At 60.8% G+C, this 20,572-nt stretch carries 19 protein-coding genes and 1 tRNA gene; 16 read left to right on the forward strand and 4 right to left on the reverse strand.

Features of this window, described 5'->3' with window-relative positions; genetic code table 11:
* Window position 1: 1 nt before the first annotated feature.
* The 12 genes from ACGHEN_RS05820 to ACGHEN_RS05875 all read left to right on the forward strand — a co-directional run bounded on the left by ACGHEN_RS05820 (window position 2) and on the right by ACGHEN_RS05875 (window position 10,886).
* Complete coding sequence (locus tag ACGHEN_RS05820) at window positions 2–730, forward strand: lysophospholipid acyltransferase family protein (protein ID WP_390398022.1); 729 nt, start codon at window positions 2–4, stop codon at window positions 728–730.
* Between the two features lie 2 nt (window positions 731–732).
* Window positions 733–1,632 carry a 4-hydroxy-3-methylbut-2-enyl diphosphate reductase gene (locus tag ACGHEN_RS05825; protein ID WP_233514980.1) on the forward strand — a complete coding sequence of 300 codons (900 nt, stop codon included), beginning with the start codon at window positions 733–735 and terminating at the stop codon, window positions 1,630–1,632.
* 2 nt (window positions 1,633–1,634) lie between these two features.
* The gene (locus tag ACGHEN_RS05830) at window positions 1,635–3,077 is read left to right on the forward strand and encodes a DUF512 domain-containing protein (RefSeq protein WP_390398025.1); all 1,443 of its coding nucleotides are present in this window, start codon (window positions 1,635–1,637) and stop codon (window positions 3,075–3,077) included.
* A 10-nt stretch (window positions 3,078–3,087) separates the two neighbouring features.
* Window positions 3,088–4,422, forward strand: coding sequence for a ribosome biogenesis GTPase Der (der, locus tag ACGHEN_RS05835; protein ID WP_349125641.1), 1,335 nt, complete (start codon window positions 3,088–3,090; stop codon window positions 4,420–4,422).
* Window positions 4,415–5,098 (forward strand): glycerol-3-phosphate 1-O-acyltransferase PlsY, encoded by a 684-nt coding sequence (gene plsY, locus ACGHEN_RS05840; RefSeq protein ID WP_390398029.1) that lies wholly within the window; start codon window positions 4,415–4,417, stop codon window positions 5,096–5,098. The genes der and plsY overlap by 8 nt, the downstream gene beginning before the upstream one ends.
* Window positions 5,099–5,107: 9 nt before the next feature.
* A complete protein-coding gene (locus ACGHEN_RS05845) occupies window positions 5,108–6,115 on the forward strand; it encodes an NAD(P)H-dependent glycerol-3-phosphate dehydrogenase (protein WP_390398032.1) in 1,008 nt (335 codons plus the stop codon).
* An 18-nt stretch (window positions 6,116–6,133) separates the two neighbouring features.
* On the forward strand, window positions 6,134–6,805 hold the full coding sequence (gene rpe, locus ACGHEN_RS05850) for a ribulose-phosphate 3-epimerase (RefSeq protein ID WP_390398035.1): 672 nt from the start codon (window positions 6,134–6,136) through the stop codon (window positions 6,803–6,805).
* Window positions 6,806–6,811: 6 nt separating this feature from the next.
* A complete protein-coding gene (locus tag ACGHEN_RS05855) occupies window positions 6,812–7,990 on the forward strand; it encodes a cysteine desulfurase family protein (protein ID WP_390398038.1) in 1,179 nt (392 codons plus the stop codon).
* Window positions 7,987–8,796: a Nif3-like dinuclear metal center hexameric protein gene (locus ACGHEN_RS05860; RefSeq protein ID WP_390398041.1), complete on the forward strand. Its 810-nt coding sequence runs from the start codon at window positions 7,987–7,989 to the stop codon at window positions 8,794–8,796. Before ACGHEN_RS05855 ends, ACGHEN_RS05860 begins: the two co-directional genes overlap by 4 nt.
* A complete protein-coding gene (locus ACGHEN_RS05865; RefSeq protein ID WP_271807537.1) occupies window positions 8,793–9,512 on the forward strand; it encodes a zinc ribbon domain-containing protein in 720 nt (239 codons plus the stop codon). The genes ACGHEN_RS05860 and ACGHEN_RS05865 overlap by 4 nt, the downstream gene beginning before the upstream one ends.
* A gap of 2 nt (window positions 9,513–9,514) precedes the next feature.
* Window positions 9,515–10,729, forward strand: a complete 1,215-nt coding sequence (gene coaBC, locus ACGHEN_RS05870) for a bifunctional phosphopantothenoylcysteine decarboxylase/phosphopantothenate--cysteine ligase CoaBC (RefSeq protein WP_390398044.1) — start codon at window positions 9,515–9,517, stop codon at window positions 10,727–10,729.
* 80 nt (window positions 10,730–10,809) lie between these two features.
* A tRNA-Pro gene (locus tag ACGHEN_RS05875) sits at window positions 10,810–10,886 on the forward strand.
* Window positions 10,887–11,392: 506 nt separating this feature from the next.
* On the opposite strand, the gene ACGHEN_RS05880 is transcribed toward ACGHEN_RS05875, so the two are convergent.
* Window positions 11,393–12,250 (reverse strand): DUF6273 domain-containing protein, encoded by an 858-nt coding sequence (locus ACGHEN_RS05880; protein WP_390398047.1) that lies wholly within the window; start codon window positions 12,248–12,250, stop codon window positions 11,393–11,395.
* Window positions 12,251–12,932: 682 nt separating this feature from the next.
* On the opposite strand from ACGHEN_RS05880, the gene ACGHEN_RS05885 reads away from it, so the two are divergent.
* Both ACGHEN_RS05885 and ACGHEN_RS05890 read left to right on the forward strand, forming a co-directional pair.
* Window positions 12,933–13,094 carry a hypothetical protein gene (locus ACGHEN_RS05885; protein WP_390398050.1) on the forward strand — a complete coding sequence of 54 codons (162 nt, stop codon included), beginning with the start codon at window positions 12,933–12,935 and terminating at the stop codon, window positions 13,092–13,094.
* Window positions 13,095–13,541: 447 nt separating this feature from the next.
* On the forward strand, window positions 13,542–13,781 hold the full coding sequence (locus tag ACGHEN_RS05890) for a hypothetical protein (protein ID WP_390398053.1): 240 nt from the start codon (window positions 13,542–13,544) through the stop codon (window positions 13,779–13,781).
* A 450-nt stretch (window positions 13,782–14,231) separates the two neighbouring features.
* Here the strand turns inward: ACGHEN_RS05890 and ACGHEN_RS05895 are convergent, their stop codons facing one another.
* Both ACGHEN_RS05895 and ACGHEN_RS05900 read right to left on the reverse strand, forming a co-directional pair.
* Window positions 14,232–14,660 carry a hypothetical protein gene (locus tag ACGHEN_RS05895; protein ID WP_390398056.1) on the reverse strand — a complete coding sequence of 143 codons (429 nt, stop codon included), beginning with the start codon at window positions 14,658–14,660 and terminating at the stop codon, window positions 14,232–14,234.
* 1 nt (window position 14,661) lies between these two features.
* Window positions 14,662–16,350, reverse strand: coding sequence for an ATP-binding cassette domain-containing protein (locus tag ACGHEN_RS05900; protein WP_390398059.1), 1,689 nt, complete (start codon window positions 16,348–16,350; stop codon window positions 14,662–14,664).
* Window positions 16,351–17,742: 1,392 nt separating this feature from the next.
* Between ACGHEN_RS05900 and ACGHEN_RS05905 the strand changes: the two genes are divergently transcribed.
* Both ACGHEN_RS05905 and ACGHEN_RS05910 read left to right on the forward strand, forming a co-directional pair.
* Complete coding sequence (locus ACGHEN_RS05905) at window positions 17,743–18,396, forward strand: DUF1648 domain-containing protein (RefSeq protein ID WP_390398062.1); 654 nt, start codon at window positions 17,743–17,745, stop codon at window positions 18,394–18,396.
* A 551-nt stretch (window positions 18,397–18,947) separates the two neighbouring features.
* Complete coding sequence (locus ACGHEN_RS05910; protein WP_390398065.1) at window positions 18,948–19,142, forward strand: hypothetical protein; 195 nt, start codon at window positions 18,948–18,950, stop codon at window positions 19,140–19,142.
* Window positions 19,143–19,163: 21 nt separating this feature from the next.
* Here ACGHEN_RS05910 and ACGHEN_RS05915 read toward each other — a convergent pair whose 3' ends face one another.
* Window positions 19,164–20,552 carry a sensor histidine kinase gene (locus ACGHEN_RS05915; protein ID WP_390398068.1) on the reverse strand — a complete coding sequence of 463 codons (1,389 nt, stop codon included), beginning with the start codon at window positions 20,550–20,552 and terminating at the stop codon, window positions 19,164–19,166.
* Between the last annotated feature and the right edge of the window lie 20 nt (window positions 20,553–20,572).

Genomic DNA, 20,572 nt, shown 5'->3' on the forward strand with positions numbered 1-20,572 from the left:
CATGCGCCTGTTTAAGCAGACGCCCGAGGATTACTACAACGCCCCCTACGCCGAGTTTCCGGCGCTCATCCGCGGCGCCGTCGCCGTGGTCATGGGCATCCTGTGGGTCTTCTCCAAGCTCATGTGGCGCTGGAAGGTCGAGGACAGCGACCTGCTGTTTGAGCGCCAGGAAGGCCGCGGCAGTGTGGTCATCTGCAACCACACCTCAATGGCCGAGTTGCTGGCCGTGGAGACGGCGTTGTTCTTTGGCGGCCGCCGCATCCGCCCGATCTTTAAATCCGAGTTTGCCAAGACCAAGATTGTGCGCTGGGCCTTTAGCCGCGTGGGCGGCATTCCCGTCGAGCGTGGCACTGCAGACATGAAGTGCCTGCGTGCCGCCCAGCATGCGCTGCAGCGCGGCGAGGACGTCTTGATCTTCCCCGAGGGCACGCGCATCCGCTCGCGCGAGATCAAACCCGAAGTCCACGGCGGCTTTGCGCTCATCGCTCAGATGGGCAAGGCGCCCGTCAACCCACTCGCCATTTGTGGTTGGTCCGATATTACGCCTAAGGGCAAAAAGCTCATGCGCCCCAAAAAATGCTGGATCCGTGCCGGCAAGGCCATCTCGCTTTCCGATGCTCCGGCCGAGCTCAAGCGCAAGGAACGCCTGGCATGGTTTGAGTCCGAAGCCATGAGTCGCGTCTACGCCATGCGCGATGACCTGTGCGCCGAGCACCCGGGCAGGTTCTAGCCATGGGCGAGTATGTCATGAACACTGCCGAGGCTGTGACCGGCAAGGCAGACGCCCCCACCATCGAAATCGCCGCCCACGCTGGCACCTGCTACGGCGTGCAGCGTGCGCTCGATATGGCCCTGGCGGCCGCCCCGCAGGCGGGGGAGAACGCTCAGGTCCACACCCTGGGCCCGCTCATCCATAATCCCATCGTGGTGCGCGAGCTTTCCGAGGCAGGCGTCGGTCTGGCCGAGACCCTAGACGACGCCGCATCGGGCACCGTGATCATCCGCGCGCACGGCGTGGTGCCGCAGGTGATCGAGGCCGCTCGCGAGCGCGGTCTCGACGTGGTCGATGCCACCTGCCCCTACGTGAAAAAAGTCCACGTGGCGGCGGAGCGCCTGGTACGCGAGGGCTACCGCGTGATCGTCGTGGGCGAGCCGGGCCACCCCGAGGTTGAGGGCATCCTGGGCCATGCCGGCGATGACGCTCAAGTCGTGAGCTGCGCCGCCGATGCGGACGCGCTGCCGCTCAAGGGCAAGGTTGGGCTCGTCGTGCAGACCACCCAGACCGCGCAGAACCTGGCCGAGGTCGTGGCTGCCATCACGCCGCGCGTGCAGGAACTGCGCGTGATCAACACCATCTGCGCCGCCACGAGTGAGCGTCAACAGGCAGCAGCCGCACTTGCCAACCGCTGCGACTGCATGGTCGTGGTGGGCGGCAAGAACTCGGGCAACACCCGCCGCCTGGCGCAGATTTGCGCAAACGCCTGCGAGCGTACGTATCACATCGAGGAAGCTTCCGAGCTTCAGGCCGCGTGGTTTACCGACGCTCACCACATCGGCATCACCGCCGGAGCCTCCACCCCGCAAGAACACATCGAACGCGCCGTCGAGCGCATCAAGGAGCTTTGCCGCTAATCATGGACCAGACCGTACCCGCATACGCCGCTGAGGTGGCCGATTACGGGCGCAGCCGCGACCCCGAGCCGGGTGAGGGCGCGCTCGTTAAAAACGTGCGCCCCGAATCGCCCGCATGGGATGTGGGTATCGAGCCGGGCATGCGCGTGCTCACGGTCAACGGCGAGCAACTGACCGATATGATCGTGTGGCTCTGGGAGGCAGATGACGACACTGTCGAGCTGGAGGTATTCGACCCGCGCGACGACACCGTCACCCCCGTCGAGCTTGACCGCTTTCCCGGCGAGGACTGGGGTCTGGAGTTCGATGGCCCTATCTTCGATGGCATGCGTACCTGCGTAAATGCCTGCGTGTTCTGCTTTATGACCATGCTGCCCAAGGGCGGTCGCTCCACGCTCTACATTCGCGATGATGACTACCGCTTGAGCTTTTTGCAGGGCAACTTTGTCACGCTCACGAACCTCACCGACGAAGATGTTCAAAACGTCATCCAACGCAACATGAGCCCCATGAACGTGTCGGTCCACGCCGTGAGCCCCGACATCCGTCGCCGCATGATGGGCCGCAACGCCCAGCGCGGCATGGACGTGCTCGAGGCCATCATGGCCGCCGGCATCGAGATTCACGCGCAGATCGTGCTGTGCCCCGGCATGAACGACGGCGAGGAGCTGGAAAGGACTCTGCGCTTTTGCGAGGAGCACGAGCAAATCACGAGCCTGGGCATTGTGCCGCTTGGATTTACCAAGCATCAGAACCGTTTTAGCTGGTCCTACAGTGACAAGCCCGAGCTGGCGCGCGAGACTATCGCCATGATCCGGCCCTTCCAGGACCGTGCCTTCGAGCGCTTTGGCCGCCATACCTTCCAGATGAGCGACGAGTTCTACCTGGATGCCGGCATCGAGCCGCCTGAGGCGGACTTTTACGACGGCTACCCGCAGTACTACGACGGCATCGGTATGATTCGCTCCTATCTGGACGAGACCGACAACGTGCTCGCCGCCGATGCCGAGCGCCTGCGCCGCGTTCGCGAGGCAATCGCCGCCCGTGACCAGCGCCTGCTGTGCCTTTCGGGCGCCAGCGCGCGCGATACGGTAGCGCGTTTTGTGGAATCGCCGCAGGGCCTTGCCGGTACCGTCACGGCCATCAAAAACCGCTACTTTGGCGGCAACGTGGACGTGACCGGCCTCATCGTCGCCTGCGACATCTTGGAGCAACTGCCACAGGACCTATCGGGGGTTATGCTCTTTGTGCCTAAGCTCATGTTCAACGCCGATGGTATGACCCTTGACGAGTATCATCGTGACGAATTACTCGCAAGCCTTACCGGTCGCGGCGCCGAGGTTCATGTGGTGTCGACCATGCCGCATGAGCTGCTCGATACCCTGGAGCACATCCTTGGCATAACGCCCGCCAATTCAACTATTCCCGCTGAACCTACCCATTAAAGGAGAGCAGATGAAACCTATCGTCGCCGTCGTCGGACGCCCCAACGTGGGCAAGTCCACGCTCGTCAACCGCCTGGCCCAGACCTCGGACGCCATCGTCCATGAGTCCCGCGGCGTCACGCGCGACCGCTCGTATCACACGGCCGACTGGAACGGCCGCGAGTTCACCATCGTCGACACGGGCGGTATCGAGCCGCTCAAGAGCGATGACGTCTTTGCCACGTCCATCCGCGACCAGGCCCTTGCCGCCGCCGAGGAAGCCGCCGTCATCCTGTTTGTGGTCGACGGCCGCACCGGCGTCACCGAGGAGGACGAATCGGTCGCCCGCATGCTCAAGCGCTGCGACAAGCCGGTCTTTCTGCTGGTGAACAAGCTCGACAACCCCGATCGCGAGAATGACAACATCTGGGAGTTCTATTCGCTCGGCATCGGTGAGCCCACGCCGCTCTCGGCCCTGCACGGCCATGGCACGGGCGACCTGCTCGACGACATCGTGGCCCTGTTGCCCGAGGAGGAGGACGAGGTCGCCGACGAGTTTCCCGATGCGCTGAACGTGGCCATCATCGGCCGCCCCAACGCCGGTAAGTCCTCGCTGTTCAACCGCATCCTGGGCGCCGACCGCTCCATCGTGTCCAACATCGCCGGCACCACGCGCGATGCCATCGACACCGTCGTCGAGCGCGACGGCAAGCACTACCGCATGGTCGACACCGCGGGCATTCGCAAGAAGAGCACCGTGTACGAAAACATCGAGTACTACTCCATGGTCCGCGGCCTGCGCGCCATCGACCGCGCCGACGTGGCGCTGCTCGTCGTCGACGCCTCCGTGGGCGTCACCGAGCAGGACCAGAAGGTCATGGGCCTTGCCATCGAGCGCGGCTGCGCCATCGTGGTGCTGCTCAACAAGTGGGATCTGCTCGACGACGACCGCAAGCGCGAGGCCTGCATGGAGACCGTTGACCGCCGTCTGGGCGTCATGGCTCCTTGGGCCCAGTACCTGCGCATTTCGGCCCTGACCGGCCGCAGCGTCGAGAAGATCTGGGCGATGGTCGACGCGGCCGAAAAGACGCGTTCGCAAAAGATCACCACCTCGCGCCTCAACACGTTCCTCACTGACCTGCGCGAGTTTGGCCACACCGTGGTGGACGGCAAGCGCCGCCTGCGCATGCACTACGTGACCCAGACGGGCGTCAACCCGCCGACGTTTACGTTCTTCGTCAACCACAGCGACCTGGTCAACGACACCTACCAGCGCTACGTGGAGAACCGCATGCGCTCGACCTTCGATTTTTCCGGCACGCCCATTCGACTCTTCTTTAGGAAGAAGGAGCAAAAGGATGCATAATCCGATTCTGCTGACCGCCATCTGCGCCGTGGTCTCGTTCTTTATCGGAGCGATTCCGTTTGGCCTGATCCTGGGCCGTGTGTTCAACCACACGGACATTCGCAAAGCGGGCTCCGGCAACATCGGCACCACCAACGCCTTGCGCGTAGCCGGCCCCAAGGTGGCCGCGCTCACGCTGCTGCTCGACTGCCTTAAGGGCGCCATCTGCGTTCTTATCGCCCGTCCGCTCATCGCGAACGTGGGCTATGGCTTTCCGCCGAGCATCATGGCGCCCGGAGCCCCCGGCGACTGGATGCTCGGCGTCATTTGCCTGGCAGCGGTGTGGGGCCACATCTTCTCGCCCTACCTCAACTTCCACGGCGGCAAGGGTATCGCGGTCGGTCTGGGCGTCATCCTCGCCTGGTACTGGCCCATCGGACTTTCGCTGCTGGGCATGTTTATCGTGGCCGTCGCCATCACCAAGTTTGTGTCCGTGGGCTCGCTTGCCGCGGCCATCGGTCTTCCCATCGCCGCTTGTGCGGTCTTTCCGTACGGCAGCCTGGGTCTCAAGTTTTGCATGGCGATGATCGGCATCACCGTGGTGTGGGCGCATCGCGCGAACATCAAAAAGCTCATGACGGGTAAGGAGTCCAAGCTCTCGTTTACCAAGCGCGTCACCGAGCCCGACGATAAGTAGGAGAGAGTCATGAATGTTGCGCTGATTGGCTCAGGCTCCTGGGGAACCGCCATCGCCGGCCTTGCCGCCGCGCGAGCCAAGCGCGTGGCCATGTGGGCCCATAGCGAGCAGACGGCCGCCGGCATCAACGGCGAGCACCGCAACCCGCGCTATCTGGTGGACTATGAGCTGCCCGGCAACGTCGTCGCCACCACGGACCTGTCGCAGGCGCTCGACGGCGCCGAGGCCGTCATCTTTGCCGTGCCCTCCACGCACCTGCGCAGCGTATGCCATCAGGCGGCACCCTGTATCGCCACCGACACCCCGGTACTCTGCCTCACCAAGGGCATTGAGCCCGAATCTGGACTGCTCATGAGCGAGGTCATTTCAAGCGAGATCGGCAACGAGGCGCGCGTGGCGGCGCTCTCCGGCCCCAACCATGCCGAGGAGATCTGCCGCGGCGGACTTTCTGCCGCCGTCATCGCCAGCGAAGACCCTCAGATAGGGGAGACCTTTAAGGACCTACTCCTATCCACGGCCTTCCGCATTTACCTGTCGCAGGACATGACCGGCGTCGAGGTTTGCGGCGCAATGAAGAATGTCATCGCCATCGTGTGCGGCATTTCCGCCGGCTCCGGCGCGGGCGACAACACGCTCGCTCTCATCATGACGCGCGGTCTGGCCGAGATCAGCCGACTGGTGCATGCCCGCGGCGGGCAGGCCATGACTTGCATGGGCCTTGCCGGCATGGGCGACCTCATCGCCACCTGTACCTCGGAGCATTCGCGTAACCGCACCTTTGGCTACGAATTTGCCCACGGCGTGTCGCTCGACGAGTACCAGGCACGCACGCACATGGTGGTCGAGGGCGCCGTCGCGGCCCGCAGCGTCAGCGAGCTCGCCCGTTCACTGGGCGTAGACATTCCGCTCACCTTTGCCGTGGAGCAAACGCTCTACAACGGTGTTACTTTGGATAGGGCGCTCGAGATTCTCACCGACCGCGTACCCTCCCAAGAGTTCTACGGACTTACCGACTAGCACAGAAAGGCTGCAACCATGGGTTCCATTAAAATCGCTCCGTCCGTCCTTTCGGCCGACATGGCCAACCTCAAGGGCGAGCTCGACAAGATCGCCGGCGCCGACTTTGTGCACTTCGACGTGATGGACGGTCACTTTACCGGCAACCTCACCTTTGGCGTCGACATCCTCAAGGCCGTCAAGCGCTCCACCGACGTGCCGGTCGACGCGCACCTCATGGTGTCGAACCCCGACGAGACGGTCGATTGGTATGCCGATGCCGGTGCCGATATGATCACCGTGCACTACGAGGCCTCCACGCACCTGCACCGCACGCTCACGCATCTGCAGCAGCGCGGTGTCAAGGCCGGTGTGGTGCTCAACCCCGCCACGCCCGTCTGCGTGCTCGAAAGCATCATCGACGTTGTCGACATGGTGCTGCTCATGAGCGTGAACCCTGGCTTTGGCGGCCAGAGCTTTATCCCTGGCACTCTGCATAAGCTCCACGAGCTTAAAGCCATGTGCGAGCGTCACGGCGTGTCGCCCATGATCGAGGTCGACGGCGGAATATCTTCCAAGAACATTGCCGAGGTCGTCAAGGCCGGTGCCAACGTGCTCGTGGCCGGCTCCGCCGTATTTAAGTCCGAAGATCCCGCTGCCGAGGTTGCGCTGCTGCAGAAGCTGGGCAACGAGGCTGCACAGGAGGCATAAACCCTTATGACCGCAGGTCAAAACCGCATACCCGTGAATCTTGACTACGCCGCCTCGACGCCCATGCGCGCTGAGGCGCGCCTTGCGCAGCGTGAGTACGATGATAGCGAGCTTGCGGGCGTCAACCCCAACTCGCTGCACTCGCTCGGCCGCAAGGCTGCCGCACGTCTGGAGGCCGCACGTCGCGAGATCGCCCGCAGCTTTGGCGCGCGCGTCCGCCCGTCCGAGATCATCCTTACCAACGGCGGCACCGAGGCAAACCAGCTGGCGCTCCTCGGACTTGCCGAGGGCGCCCGTCAGCGCGATCGCAAGCGCGATCGTGTAATCGTTTCGGCGATCGAGCACGATTCGATTCTGGATAACCTGCCGCTGCTGCGTGCCGCCGGCTTTACCGTCGACCTGGTGCAGCCCTGCCGCGCGGGCTACATTGAGCCCGCCACGCTTGTCGAGCTGCTCGGCGATGATGTGGCGCTCGTGAGCATTATGGTCGCCAACAACGAGACCGGCGTGGTGCAGCCTATCCGCGAGCTGGCCGCCGCCGCGCATGCTGCCGGCGCCTTGTTTCATACCGATGCCATCCAGGGCTACCTGCATATTCCGCTCGATGTCACCGAGCTGGGCGTCGATGCCATGACCGTTGCCGCGCACAAGATCGGCGGCCCTGTGGCATCCGGCGCGCTCTACCTTAAGAGTCGCACGCCGCTGCGTCCGCGCATCTTTGGCGGTGGGCAGGAAGCCGGCCGTCGCGCCGGTACGCAGGATCTGCGCACGCAGCTGGCTTTTGCCGCTGCCGCCCGCACGCTGGCGCCCCACGTGGCCCAGGAGCGAGCGACACTGCAGGCCCTGTCCGATAAGCTCTACGCCACGCTTACGGCCCATCCTCGCATTCACGCCACGATGGGCGACTACGCGCAGGCAGATCGTCTGCCGGGTATGGTTTCGATCTACATTGACGGCATGGACTCCGAGGAGCTCATCATCAAGCTCGATGCCGCCGGCTTTGAAGTTTCGGCCGGATCGGCTTGCTCGAGCGGCAGCATGGACCCGAGCCACGTGCTCAGCGCCATGGGCATTGGCCGCGAGCAGGCTCTGGGCGCGCTGCGCATCTCCTTCGATGACCGCGTGAATCCGAGCGATCTGGACGACTTTGCCCAGACGTTGCTCTCGATCGTAGGTGGCGCATGATCGTCGCCCAACTCGAGCGCGCGCTGCTTGCACGCTATCCTAAGACGGACGCCGAACCCTGGGACCACGTAGGCTTATCCGTTGGCGACCCCGACGACGAGATCCGTGGCGTGGCCTGCGCGCTCGACGCTACCAGGGACAACGTGCAGCGCGCCTTGGAAGCCGGAGCCAACGTGTTGCTCACGCATCATCCCGTCTACATCAAGGCGCCCGAGGCATTTTGCCCGCCCAGCGCGACGCGTCCCCAGTGCAGTGCGGCGCTCTACGAGGCGGCCCGCTGCGGCGTGAGCATCATCTCGCTCCACACCAATCTGGACCGCTCGCATGAGGCTCGCGTTTGCCTAAGTACGCTGTTGGACGCCGCGCCCGCAAGCTCGCTGGAGCACGTGAACGACCCCGAAGCGACCGGCCTGGGCGCGCTTGCAACGCTCAACGACCCCTGCAGCCTGCGCGACCTTGCCACTCGCGCCGCCACGGCGTTTGGCAGCGACCCACGTGTGTGGGGCGAGGCCGATCACCCGTGCCGCACCGTCGCCATTCTGGGCGGTTCCCTCGGCGACTTTGGCGAGCTTGCCATCGCCGCCGGTGCGGATGCCATCGTGACGGGCGAGGCGGGCTACCACGTGGCGCAGGACCTAGACTTGCGCGGACTGCCGGTGATCCTGCTCGGCCATGACCGCTCCGAGGAGCCGTTCGTTGATATCTTGATGAACTCTGCGGTTGACGCCGGGGTTGACCCCCGTCATGCGATTAAAATACTGAACCCTTGCCAATGGTGGACTGTGACAAAAGGAGAGAACTTATGAGCGCCGGCGCTACGCTACTCAAGCTGCAACAGATCGATTTGGAGCTCGCCCGCAACAAGAGCGAACTTGCCAATATGCCGGAGCTCAAGGAACTCGCTTCCAAGCGCAAGACCTACGTTAAGCTCAAGGCCGAGATGACCAAGCTCTACGCCCAGCGCAAGGACCTGGATATTGAGCTCGACGACCTCAACACCACCGAGATCCAGACCAACAACGCTATCGAGGCCGCCAAGAAGCGCCACGTTGACGGCTCTGACTACCGCGAGGTACAGGACCTGGAGAACGAGCTCGCCACCCTGGCCAAGCGCCTGGACAAGATCGAGCACACCCGCAAGGATGTCGTCGTCGCCCACAAGGAGGCACTCGACCGCGAGGCTCGCGCGCAGGCCATCATCGCCAAGTTCGAGGAAGGCGTGAAGGCCGACACCAAGGCCGCCCGCGCCAAGGCCGCCGACCTCCAGGCACAGATTGACGCCGCCACCAAGGAGCGCACCGCGCTTGCCGCCACGCTGCCGACCGACGTGCTCACCGACTACGAGCGCCTGCTCAAGCAGTTCCGCGGCCTGGCCGTCGAGACCATCAAGGGCAACATCCCCACGGTCTGCCACACCGCGCTGCAGGCGTCGTCCATGAGCGACCTCAACCACGACGGTAGCGAGATTACGCACTGCCCGTACTGCCACCGCCTGCTCGTGCTCCCCAGCAAGGAAGCCTAACGATGACGGCGGCACCCAACAATTCAATGCAACTTGAGGGAAAAACGATCCTGCTGGGCATTACCGGCGGGATCGCCGCCTATAAGTCGTGCAATATCGCGCGCCTGTTGCAAAAGCGCGGCGCGCGCGTCAAGGTCGTTATGAGCGAGCATGCCACCGAGTTTGTGGGCCCGCTCACCTTCCGTGCACTCACCAACGAGCCGGTCGCTGTAGGTCTGTTCGACGACCCCTCCGACCCCATCCACCACATTTCGCTGGCGCAGGAGCCCGATCTGGTGGTCGTGGCTCCCGCGACGGCCAATATCATCGCCAAGATGGTCAACGGCATCGCCGATGACCTCATCTCCACGACGCTGCTTGCCACGCCGCGACCCATCGTGATCGCACCCGCTATGAACAACGGCATGTGGAAGGCGCCGGCGACGCAGGCCAATATAGCCTCGCTGCGCGACCGTGGCGTCCATGTGGTGGGGCCCGGCAGCGGCTACCTTGCCTGCGGTGACGTGGACACGGGACGCATGAGCGAGCCCGAGGACATCGTCGAGGTCGTCTGCGAGGTGCTCAACCCCGCGCCTCAGGACCTGGCAGGCAAGCGCATCGTGATCACCGCCGGTCCTACGCACGAACCGATCGACCCCGTGCGCTTTATTGGCAACCGGTCGTCGGGCAAGATGGGCATCGCCCTGGCGAGGGAGGCTGCTCGCCGCGGCGCTGCGGTCACGCTCGTGTTAGGACCGACGTCGCTCGATGTCCCCCGCGGCGTGGAGTGCGTGCGCGTACAGACCGCCGCAGAAATGCTGCAGACAGCGCTGAGCGCCTTTCAGACGGCCGATGCGGCCATTTGTGCGGCCGCCGTCGCCGACTACACGCCCGCGGCCCCTGCCGACCATAAGCTCAAAAAGACCAACGAGCGCCTGGATCGCATCGAACTAGTCGAGACGGTCGATATCTTGGCCGAGCTCTCGCGCCAAAAGGAAGAGCGGTGTGTGATCGGCTTTGCGGCCGAGACCGATAACGTCGTGGAGTACGCGCAGCGCAAGCTCGCCCGCAAGGGTTGCGATGCCATTATCGCCAACGATGTCTCGCGTGCCGATTCGGGTTTTGGAACCGATACCAACAAGGCCTGGATCGTGAGCACAGCGGGTACGCAAGAACTTCCCGTACTAACAAAACCCCAGCTCGCAGATACAATTTTGGACTTGCTTCAAAATTTGTAAAAAAGTTCTTGCGCAAGGGCAAAGTTTCGGGTTAATATACTCCCTGTTGCGAGCGAGAGCAGAGCAACAAACAAAAGCTTCGGGACGTGGCGCAGCTTGGTAGCGCACTTGACTGGGGGTCAAGGGGTCGCTGGTTCGAATCCAGTCGTCCCGACCAGAAGTTTGTAGGTCAGGCACCTAGTGCCTGACCTTTTTTGTTTTAAGCAATTGCTTAATTTTGATTAAGCAACAGGGTGCCAAAAATCTACCTGCGCGATAATCACCTTTTGCGGCTACTTGCGCGTTTTACACGCGCTTGAGTCGATTTATTTACGCGCTATAAATCTACATACGCGTAGCTGGTATACAGCCGAGTATAGGCTGTATTTATCGCGGCGATTTACACAGAAATAGCGACTGTAACGAACAAGCGTGTCGCAGTATATATTCCAGCAGTTCATTTGATCGGTGGACAAGTGGGCTGTTGCAACGAAATGCCAAGCAGGATGGGCTCTATACGAGGATGCCGCAGGAGTAATGGCGGGGGAGTGCGGCAGGCGCTCTGAGAGCCGCTGTGTGACCTCATTTCTCCTCAAACCGATAACCTATGCCACAAACATCAAACCGTTCGAGTAACCGCCAAAAGAAAAGCCCGCACAGGCCGTGCGGGCTTAACAGATGAATCTAGAAGCACCAAGCTGGGCAGACGCGATTCGAGTTCGTCGCGCCGTAGTTGTACGACGGATCGCCGTTGCTGTTGACATAGAGGAAGAGCGCAGAGGCGCTCGGATTCAAGGAACGCTCCCACCAAGCGACGCCAACACTCAGGCAATCGTTACCCGAATAATTGTTCGTCACCTTACCCTTGAAGGCCTCGTACTGGGTTCCTTCGTTTCCGATCCAAGAATAACCAGACCAGCCGTTATAAGGGGTCTCGACGATTTCGGAATAACTGAGCATGAACAGCTTGTCCGAGGTCGCCGTCACGGCGGCATTCTTGTCGGTTCCATCAACGTTGTTCGTCAGCTTCCTGACCGGCTTCACCTTGGATTGGAAATCGGAGGGCATCAGGTTCCAGATCTCGCCGGAGTTCATCTTCGCGCGGAGTTCCGACTTCTCCCAGCCACCGGCATTGGTGTTGGTGGCGTTCACGCGAGATTTAATACCCGTCGAGGTGGCGAGGAACGTCAGGCCCGCCTTGCCGCTACCATCGGCCAAGTCATCGTGGTTGATGCCGATAATCTTGTACTCGAGCGTCTGACCATCGGTGAGCTTCATCGAGAACTTCGTCCCTGCATTCATCGCGGCCTCCGCCTTGGCGAAGGCGGACGATGTCTCGCCCTTCGCGGCGATGTCCTCGGCCACGGCCTTCTGCTCTTCGAGGGTCCAGTCCTTCGCGTCCTTGGCGATAGCCGCCTGGACGGTCGCGGAATCGGTACCTGCAGACCCTCCGCCGGATGCGCCTCCCTCGACGCCGCCAACCGTCCCATTGTTCACCGTGTTGCCGACCAGGTTGAACTGGTTGCGGATGGCTCCGGCCACGCCGGGTCCCGCGAACACGATCACCAGGCCGATGACCACGATGATCAGGACGTACTCGATGATTCCTTGGCCTCCGGAGGCGGATACCTCTAGGAGATACCCCCCCCCCGGAGGTTCTGCGCCGCTGCATGCATATGCGACACTCCCTTCGCTCAGGGTGAATAGAAACGAGCTGAGCGTAGGGTTATCGCGGGAATCTGTCTTTGTCTTGCCGCTGCGGCATCTTGACTATTGCCATGCCTTGGGAAGGATTACGCCGGGTACGTTCTTGTTGGAGTCGCTATGCAGTGTATTCGGGCTGATGTTCCAGTCGGAACAATCCAGATGGAGACTCCGGCACTGCTCGGACATTCCCGTTAAGTCATATACAGCACTGAAATCGCACTTGGCACCGAGACCAGTTACGTCCACATCCGCGTCCGGAACGAATCGAAGCGGCATCCCGTTTCAAAACGTATGCGTTTCACCATGAGAGAGGGATCTGTCATGAGCTGGAAACCGAGAAAATGCATTATCGCCTTACTGACTTTGGCGACTCTGACGTGTTTCGCCGCCTTAATCGCCGTCAATATCAAACCGCAACACAATGCTTATCCCTCATCTTTGTCCATTAAAATGGGACAGGATTTCAGCCTCGGTCCATGAAGGAGACTTTCCCTTATACATAGATTAAGATAATACCGTGTATGACGAATACGAACTTGAGCATATTCCGTCCGTATTCATACTGGATGATCAAGGAAACATCATCGGCTTATCCGAAGGAGAGGAAGAACCTCTTGCCTTATTAAAGAAATACGCCAAATACAACGGATATAAAGCGGAAGGAGGCGACATCGAGTAACTATCAAAGGCCAGATTAAGGAGCCGGCCATGAAGAAATGCCTACCCTCCATCGTCTCAGCAACTCTTTGCCCCTCCCTTGTCATGACACCATTTGTACCCGTTGCGGCAGCCTATGCCGACGAGGGATCTCCCGCCGAGAGCAGCGATATCTACGTCGGAGTCAATTACGACGAAAATTACGATATATCCCTTTTTTGAGCGCGGGCGCTGCGCGGATTCATATTCCAAGGCGTGGTGCGATTCTCACGGATCTGCAAATAACCGCCCCGCCCCTCACAAGGTCAAGCTGAACGCGAAGGAGGAGGCTTGCCTGCGCGATCTCTAGCTTGTTGGCACCGCTGAAGTTATCGCCGGTCTCGTGACAACCGGTCCTAGCGGCGGCTTTTTTGCAACCGCAATGACATCGTACCGACTTTTCATTTGCATGTTCTGAAAGGAAGTTGCCATGTTGTCGCAAAATCAATCGAGATACTTGAACACAATCGGCTTTGCCCTGCTTGCATTACTCTTTGCTAGCGACCTTTTGCTGAAACCGCCCAAGGAACTCGTTTTGCTTGCCATAGACTGCATTTCCGCCCTTTACTTTACGGCAACCCTAATCGTCGGACTAAAGGAGAGGAAAAAAGGCGCAGTCGTTGCGTCCGCCGTAGGCGTGATCACAGCCATTGCATCATTCTTTATCTGACACATTGGTGATTTAGGGGCGATATCGTAGGAATACGACCGGGAGAGTCGGGACCAGATTGCCCGGGTTGCCCGGTCGGCTCGCGCGACGGCGCGGCGGTTCCACAGAAAGGTCTCCCGACTTCACGCCGTTTCTGATCGCATTGTAGACAGCCATCTCGTCTTCGCAGTCGGCGAGCACGCGGTGTGCGTCGTCGATTTGGATGTCCAGTAAATCTCGAAGGTCCTCCATGCACCAGCGTCCGAGATTTGGCCATGCGCGTTGCGCGAGCTGATAAGTGTCGATTGCGATGTTGTGGTTAAAGTCCAGGCCAAAGCCGTCCCAGGCAGAACAGCTTTGTTTCCTTGATTATCACCTTCATCCGGACACTTCCCGCATTCATCCGTGTGTGTACGGATGAATGCGGGGTTCAATACCCCGGCGGCCTAATCGGCAGACCGCCGGGAACTCTCACTCCTCGATAAAAGCCGGCACTCGGTTAGTCCTGCGCATCTTGAAATCGCCGGTCTCGTGGGAGACGTAGAGAATGCCGTCCATCCCATCTCGCGATGCATATGAAAGGTGAACAGAACCGCAATCCGCTCCATCATTGTCGAGAAGATCGAACGAATTCGGGTCGCTCGTTGCGGCCAAACGACCACTCAGACAAGAGCCATCGTCATTACAGATTTGCCATTCCATGTCTTCGCCTGCAAGAATCGCCATAGACGGCCTGGTCGCGCCATCGTTGACATACATCCCGTCTATGCCAAACCCATTTTCAGCGCCATCGATGAACGACTGCTCGGACCTATACCTCGCAAATGATGCACATAGCACCATTGCAAGACAAAGTACAAAGCCAACAATCGCTATCTTTGCATAGCTCTTGCCTATCATGTCATTCACCTCCCTCGTATGTATCGAGGTATTCCTGCTTGAGCGTCTGCGAGGACGACTCGATCTTTTCCACGAGCGTGCCGGCTTCGATGAAGTAGAACGAGTTGGTAAGGTCTGCCAGGTCGTCGAGTAGATGGCTTGAAATGAGCACGCTGCGTCCCCGCGCCACTTCGCTGCGCATCGCGTCGCAGGAGGTTTTCCGCTTTCCCGGATCGAGGCCGTTCAGCGGTTCATCGAGGATAAGGTACGGGCAACCGGTCGATATCGCCATGGCAAGCTTTACCTGCTGCTTCATTCCTGTCGAGAGTTTACGGGTCGACTTGTCGAGATATGAGGAGATTCCGAGGGAGCTGCAGAGCGAGTCGATGTCGGTGGCCGATTTCCACGCCTCCCTAACGAAAGCAAGGTGCTCGAGGGCTGATAGCGTGGGGTAAAGATCCGTGTCGCCTGAAGAGCTCAGGTAGACGAGTTCTGCAAATTCGGCTGATTGACGTTGGCTGATTCCGTCTGCCGCCAGGCTTCCCGAGCGGATGCGGGTGGGAAATTGGCCCGACAGCGCTTCAAGAAGGGTGGTTTTCCCCGAGCCGTTGGGAGCAACGAGGCCCGCCGCCGTTCCCGGGCTCAGGAAAAGCGACCCGATTGAAAGTATCGTCGTGCTTCCGTATCCCACGCTCGCGTCCAGAAGCTCGAGCCCATGGTGCTTTTTCGCGGGTCCAGGCTGTTTGGGGGAACGTGTCGCAACGGCGCCGACCGCAAAAAAGACCGCGACGTATGCCAGGGCCACGGCAAGCATCGATGCGCTGCCTGAACCGGAGCCAATGAATTCCGTCGGGAAACATCCTACGTAACCCGTTGCCTCGATAGGCGAGAATACGGGCAGTGGCAGGAGCCCGAGCACGGCATTATGCCCTAGTGCCGAATCGGACAATAACGGGAATGCCGGGGCCGCGACAAGCAGCGCGGAGGTAAGGGGGCCCGCGAGGACGCGCCTCGTTGCGGTCGATAGGACGGCGGAGCAAACGGATATCAAGGTTCCGCCCGCAAGCAGCGCGAGAAGCAGGGCTGTGAAGACGTTTCCCGCGGTCGTGGTGGTAAGCGCGCCGTCATGGAAGAAGGCGATCGGGTACCCAATTTGCCCGAAGCCGTTTAGAACCAAGGCGTAAATGCCCCCGGGTGCGAGGCCGGCGAGGAGCATCGCGGTCCCCGCGACGATTATCGAAAACACGATCTGGATAAGGCGCCGGAATTTGGGCACGGGCGCCTTTGCCGCCAGGGTCCCGGGCCTTGTGGCGCCGAGCACGAGTATCGACGAGAGAAGGAAGGGGATGAAGGGAAGGAAAGACGGCGCCGTGGCAATGGCGTAAGGCAGGAAGGAAAGGAATGGCAGGTCGTTTGCGGAGGCCGGGATATCCGTGATGCCGGAGCTGCTCAGGGCACGGCAATATGCGAGCGCCGCGTCATTGGTCTCTCGGTCTCCCACGATGGACCCGGATTGGAAGCCTTCGCCCATGAGCGCGTAGTAGCTCTCGGCAGAATCGAGAAAGGCGGCGTCGGTTTGAGCGGCGAGGGCGGCGTTCGCGTATCTTGCAAGCTCCGCGTCATTTTGCTGCTCTGGAGATAGGTCTGTGCCGCTGGCCTGGGGCGCGCGCGTATTGAATGCGTCGACAAAGCCCTGCATGCCCTGCTTCATAAAGAAGGGCCCGTAGATGGGTGAATTGAACGCAATGGGGACGGAGAAGGCTGCAGCGAGAACGAGCGTACAAATCCATACGGCCCTGTCTCTTAGGATTAGTTTGAGAAGAAGTCGACAGTACATTTGGAAGCACCTACATTCCTCAAAGCATCGTTAGATTAATAATGACAGACCGGATGAAGATACGTGCGACGGGGGCGAGGCGAATGACTGAGCGGTATCTATACGCGGGTTCAACGGTATTATATTGACCACATAGATTATTAACTTGCATTTCTAACAGTTAAGGAGACGGGTGCTTTCCAGCACACTCCTTCGATGATGCCTTCCGCTAGTTGCTATGCTGGTTTCAGCCAACAAAGAATGTGTCCGGGCGCTCAGGTTAACCGTTAGCGTTGGCAACATCACCGTTAGCGTTGGCAACATATGAGATGGGCCAGACCCTTGCCGCGCGCCGATTGCGCGAGAGATGTCGGGCTCCATGTTTATTCCACCTGCTTGTTATCAACCAGCTTCGTTCAACGTCAGACATTCAAGATGTCAGACGTTGAACCTGCGCCAAAGACGCAGCTGGGGCTACTAGATGCCTACAATCGCTCGCGAAGCTCGCCTGTTCGTGCGTGAATGTCTGATAGCTCCGTCAGACATTGTCGGACATTTGATTGTTCGACAAATGCGCACGTGGTCGCGTTCGCAAAGATTACTGAACGGTCGATGGGTGCGTTGAGACCGGAGCAAACGGCGGATGCCAGAAAAATGGCCTCACAGAATCGCACCCATGGTTGATAAAATTGACCGCCCGGGCGCAAATACCCGGGCGGTCAATTCATCCCCTCGTTCGCGATCCTGTGGGGTTTGGGGCTTTGACATGTTGTTGACGGATGGATCAGCCGTACAGCTTGATCTCCCGGGGTTCCATGCGGTCGTCCCCCAATAAGACGTCCCTGATGTAGCTCTGCGGCAGGAACTCGACGGGCAGCACTGGGTCGTCGACGTAGCCGGGCACGGGGAGTAGGCGTGGCCTTTGGACATAGCGTGGCCGCCTGCCGGCGGTCGGACTGCCACTTCAGCCAAAAGCTCAGGCGCGCGCATTAAAATAATGGATATATCGCTTGATGGGCTTTTGACCAAGCATGAACATCGCAGGTAAATCCGTGTACCAATTTTGGTACACGGATTTACCTGCGGTTTGTTGAAAGCTCTGACATGCGCTGTAGACTTCATTAAAATCGATTGCCGATCAAGTCTTCCTATATATGCGAGCCCCAAGAAACTGCGCTGTGAACCTGAGTCCTCTATCGATCGGCCCGGTGCACCGGGCCGCTGTCCTCGAGCCGGCAACAGCTTGCCGGTCTCAAAACGTATACTTGATTTAAGGCGGAGTGGAATGTGGGCGCGCAAGGAGATGCGGAATCGATGAGAGCCTCAAAAAAAATTACTGCAGTGTTATCATCTTTCATCCTCTCTATTCTTCCATTTCTGATTCTATGGGCGGCTTGGTCAGTCCTCCCTGATACAATTCCCGCTCATTGGAGTGGGGGTGTGGTTGATCGATGGGGTAATAAGCTTGAATTGCTGGTTGTTCCGCTGTTTTCTCTGATTGGCTCTATTGCAATTTCTGTGTACCTTATTGTTTCCACGCGGCGAAGAGAGTTCGCGGATTTCTCTGTTCGAATGCGACGGGACTTTGTTGCGTGCTATATTTCTAGTCTTCTTTTATCGACAACCTGCTCAGTGATAATTGCCGTTTGGGTTCAGTTGATTCTTACGCAAAACACTGCGGTTGATGGGGGGCTTGGACTATCGATCCTGTATTCCCTTCCCGGGCTATATGTGATCTTGTGCGCTTTGCCGCCTTTTTATGCGAGCGGCGGGAGCAAAAAGGCAGAGCGCCTGATAACAGTTCTTATTGGCGGCGCGGAGATTGTTCTTTGTGGAATAGTGCTTGAAGGTTCGGCTGCCTCTTATGCGATGATTGGACTGATGATTCTGTTTTGTGTGTTTGAGATTGTGTCACAGGTAAGGGATAGCCGGTCCTTATGAGTTGAATTACGCGCGTGCGGATATAAAGGGTGGCATGTTAAATTTGTTGAAAACTCTGACATGCGCTGCCGACTTCATTAAAATCGATTGCCAATCAAGTCTTCCTATATATGCGAGCCCTGAGAAGCTGCGCTGTGAACCTGAGACCGCTATCGATCGGCCCGGTGCACCGGGCCGCTGTCCTCGAGCCGGCATCAGCTTGCCGGTCTCAAAACGTATGCCGTCCGGTACGACCAACAGCCGAGTCTTGCGCCCAGTTCGAGCAGCGCCAGAACCCCGTGCCGGAACCCACGCAGCCGATGGCAGGGGAATTCAGCCGCGGCCATCGAGGAGCCGACCCAGGGACGGCGCCCCCAGTCCTCGAAAGATTTCCACCGCCCCCTACAGGCCTGGATTGATTTAACAGTTGATTTAATCCGGCTGAACAAGCCGAGCATGGGCCGGTTGACAAAATGTAAGGTAAAAAAGCAGATACGACCGAACGCCGGTGCGGGGTTCGGGTGATGTGATAGAAAGTAATACACGTATTACATCTAACCGGGAGGTGCATCATGGCAACCGCCACCGCAGCCCTGAGAACCCCCGAGGACCTCGCGAACAGGTACGACCGCCTGACGAAGTCGACGGGCCGCACGAAAACCTTCTACATGACGGAGGCGCTTGCCGCAGAGATAGGCAGGCTCGAATACGAGTACGGCCTCATGAATTATCCGGGAAGCGTTTGGTTGCGAGGTATGCCAGTGTGAGGGCCTGATTCGTCAGATCCCTCACAGGGGGACCGCGATGGTGGCCACCGCGCCGCCCGAGGGGCTGTTGGCGAGCGAGACGGAGCCCCCGTGGGCGCTCGCGGCCTCGGAGGCGACGTGGAGGCCGAGCCCGTAGTGGCGGCCTCCGTCGCGCGAGGAGCGGGAGGAGTCGTCTGTGAAGAGGCGCTCGCAGCCGCGTTCGAGGGCGGCGGGAGAGAAGCCCGGTCCGTCGTCGGCCACCTCGATGACGAGGTGGCCGCCCTCGACGTCGCAGGAGACCGCCACGCGCGAGCGCGCGTGCTCGGCGGCGTTGGCCACGAGGTTCGCGGCGGCTCGCGCCAGGGCGGTTCGGTCGAGCGGGGCCTCGGGCGCGCCCGCGACAGCGGGGCCCGTGGCCGCGTCGAGCGTCACGCCTCGCGCCCGGGCGATCTGGGCGGCCTCGGCGAGGACCTGCTCGCAGAGCTCGGCCGGCCGCATGGGGGCCCTCTCCGCCCCGCCGGACCCGCGTGAGGCCTCGATGAGCAGGTGCACGTAGCCGTCGAGCCTTTCGACACCGCCGGCTATGTCGCGCGCGGCGGCCGCGATTTCGGCGTCTTTCTCGTCTTCCAGCTCCTCCGCCACGAAGTCGGCGTTGGCGCGCAGCACGGTGAGCGGCGTCTTGAGGTCGTGGGCGAGCGACGCCACCTGCTCGCGCTGCCCCCGCTCCGCGGCCCAGCGGGCCTCGAGCGACTCGGCGAGGGAGGCCCGCATGGCGTCCATCGCGGCGAGGACGTCGTTCACCTCGCGCACGTTGGTGCTGCCGACCGCGAAGTCGAGATCCCCCGCGCCCACGCGCCCCGCCGCCTCCGCGAGCGGCGCCATCTTGCGCGAGATCACGCGGCTCGCGCGGCGCGCCACGAGCGCGAGCGCGAGCGCGCTTCCCGCAGCGGCGCCGACGAGCATGAGGCTCTGCGGGTCGGGAAGCAGGCCGGCGAGGTCGCGCGAGACCCACTGCGGCAGGTACTCGCTGGCGAGTGCGCAGGCCCCGCCGCCCTTGAGCGGGAACGCGGCGTAGGTGAGGCCCGAGCCCCCGCCCTCGATCTCCACTGTGCCCGGATCCGCGGCGAGTGCCGCACGGGCCATTTCCGTCGCGTCCTCGAGCCGCGTGCCCTCGAGGTCTGTCATCAGCACGTATCCGTCCTTGTTCAGGATGAGGTAGCGGTACGCCGTCGGCACGTCCTGCTGCCCGCAGACGCCGTCGCGTGCCAGGCCCTCCGCGACCTCGCGCACATTGGCCGGCCCCCAGCTTGCCTCGTAGACGAGGCCCGCGTCGATCGCAGCGGAGAGCGCCATGAACGAGGCGAGCCACGCCGTGGCGACCGCCGCGAACGCGTAGGCGAAGTAGCGCGCGATGACGAAGGAGAGCGGCATGCCCCCGCGACCTCGCGCCC

Origin of the sequence: Collinsella sp. i06-0019-1H4 (assembly GCF_042849575.1) — a bacterium.
Taxonomy (GTDB): domain Bacteria; phylum Actinomycetota; class Coriobacteriia; order Coriobacteriales; family Coriobacteriaceae; genus Collinsella.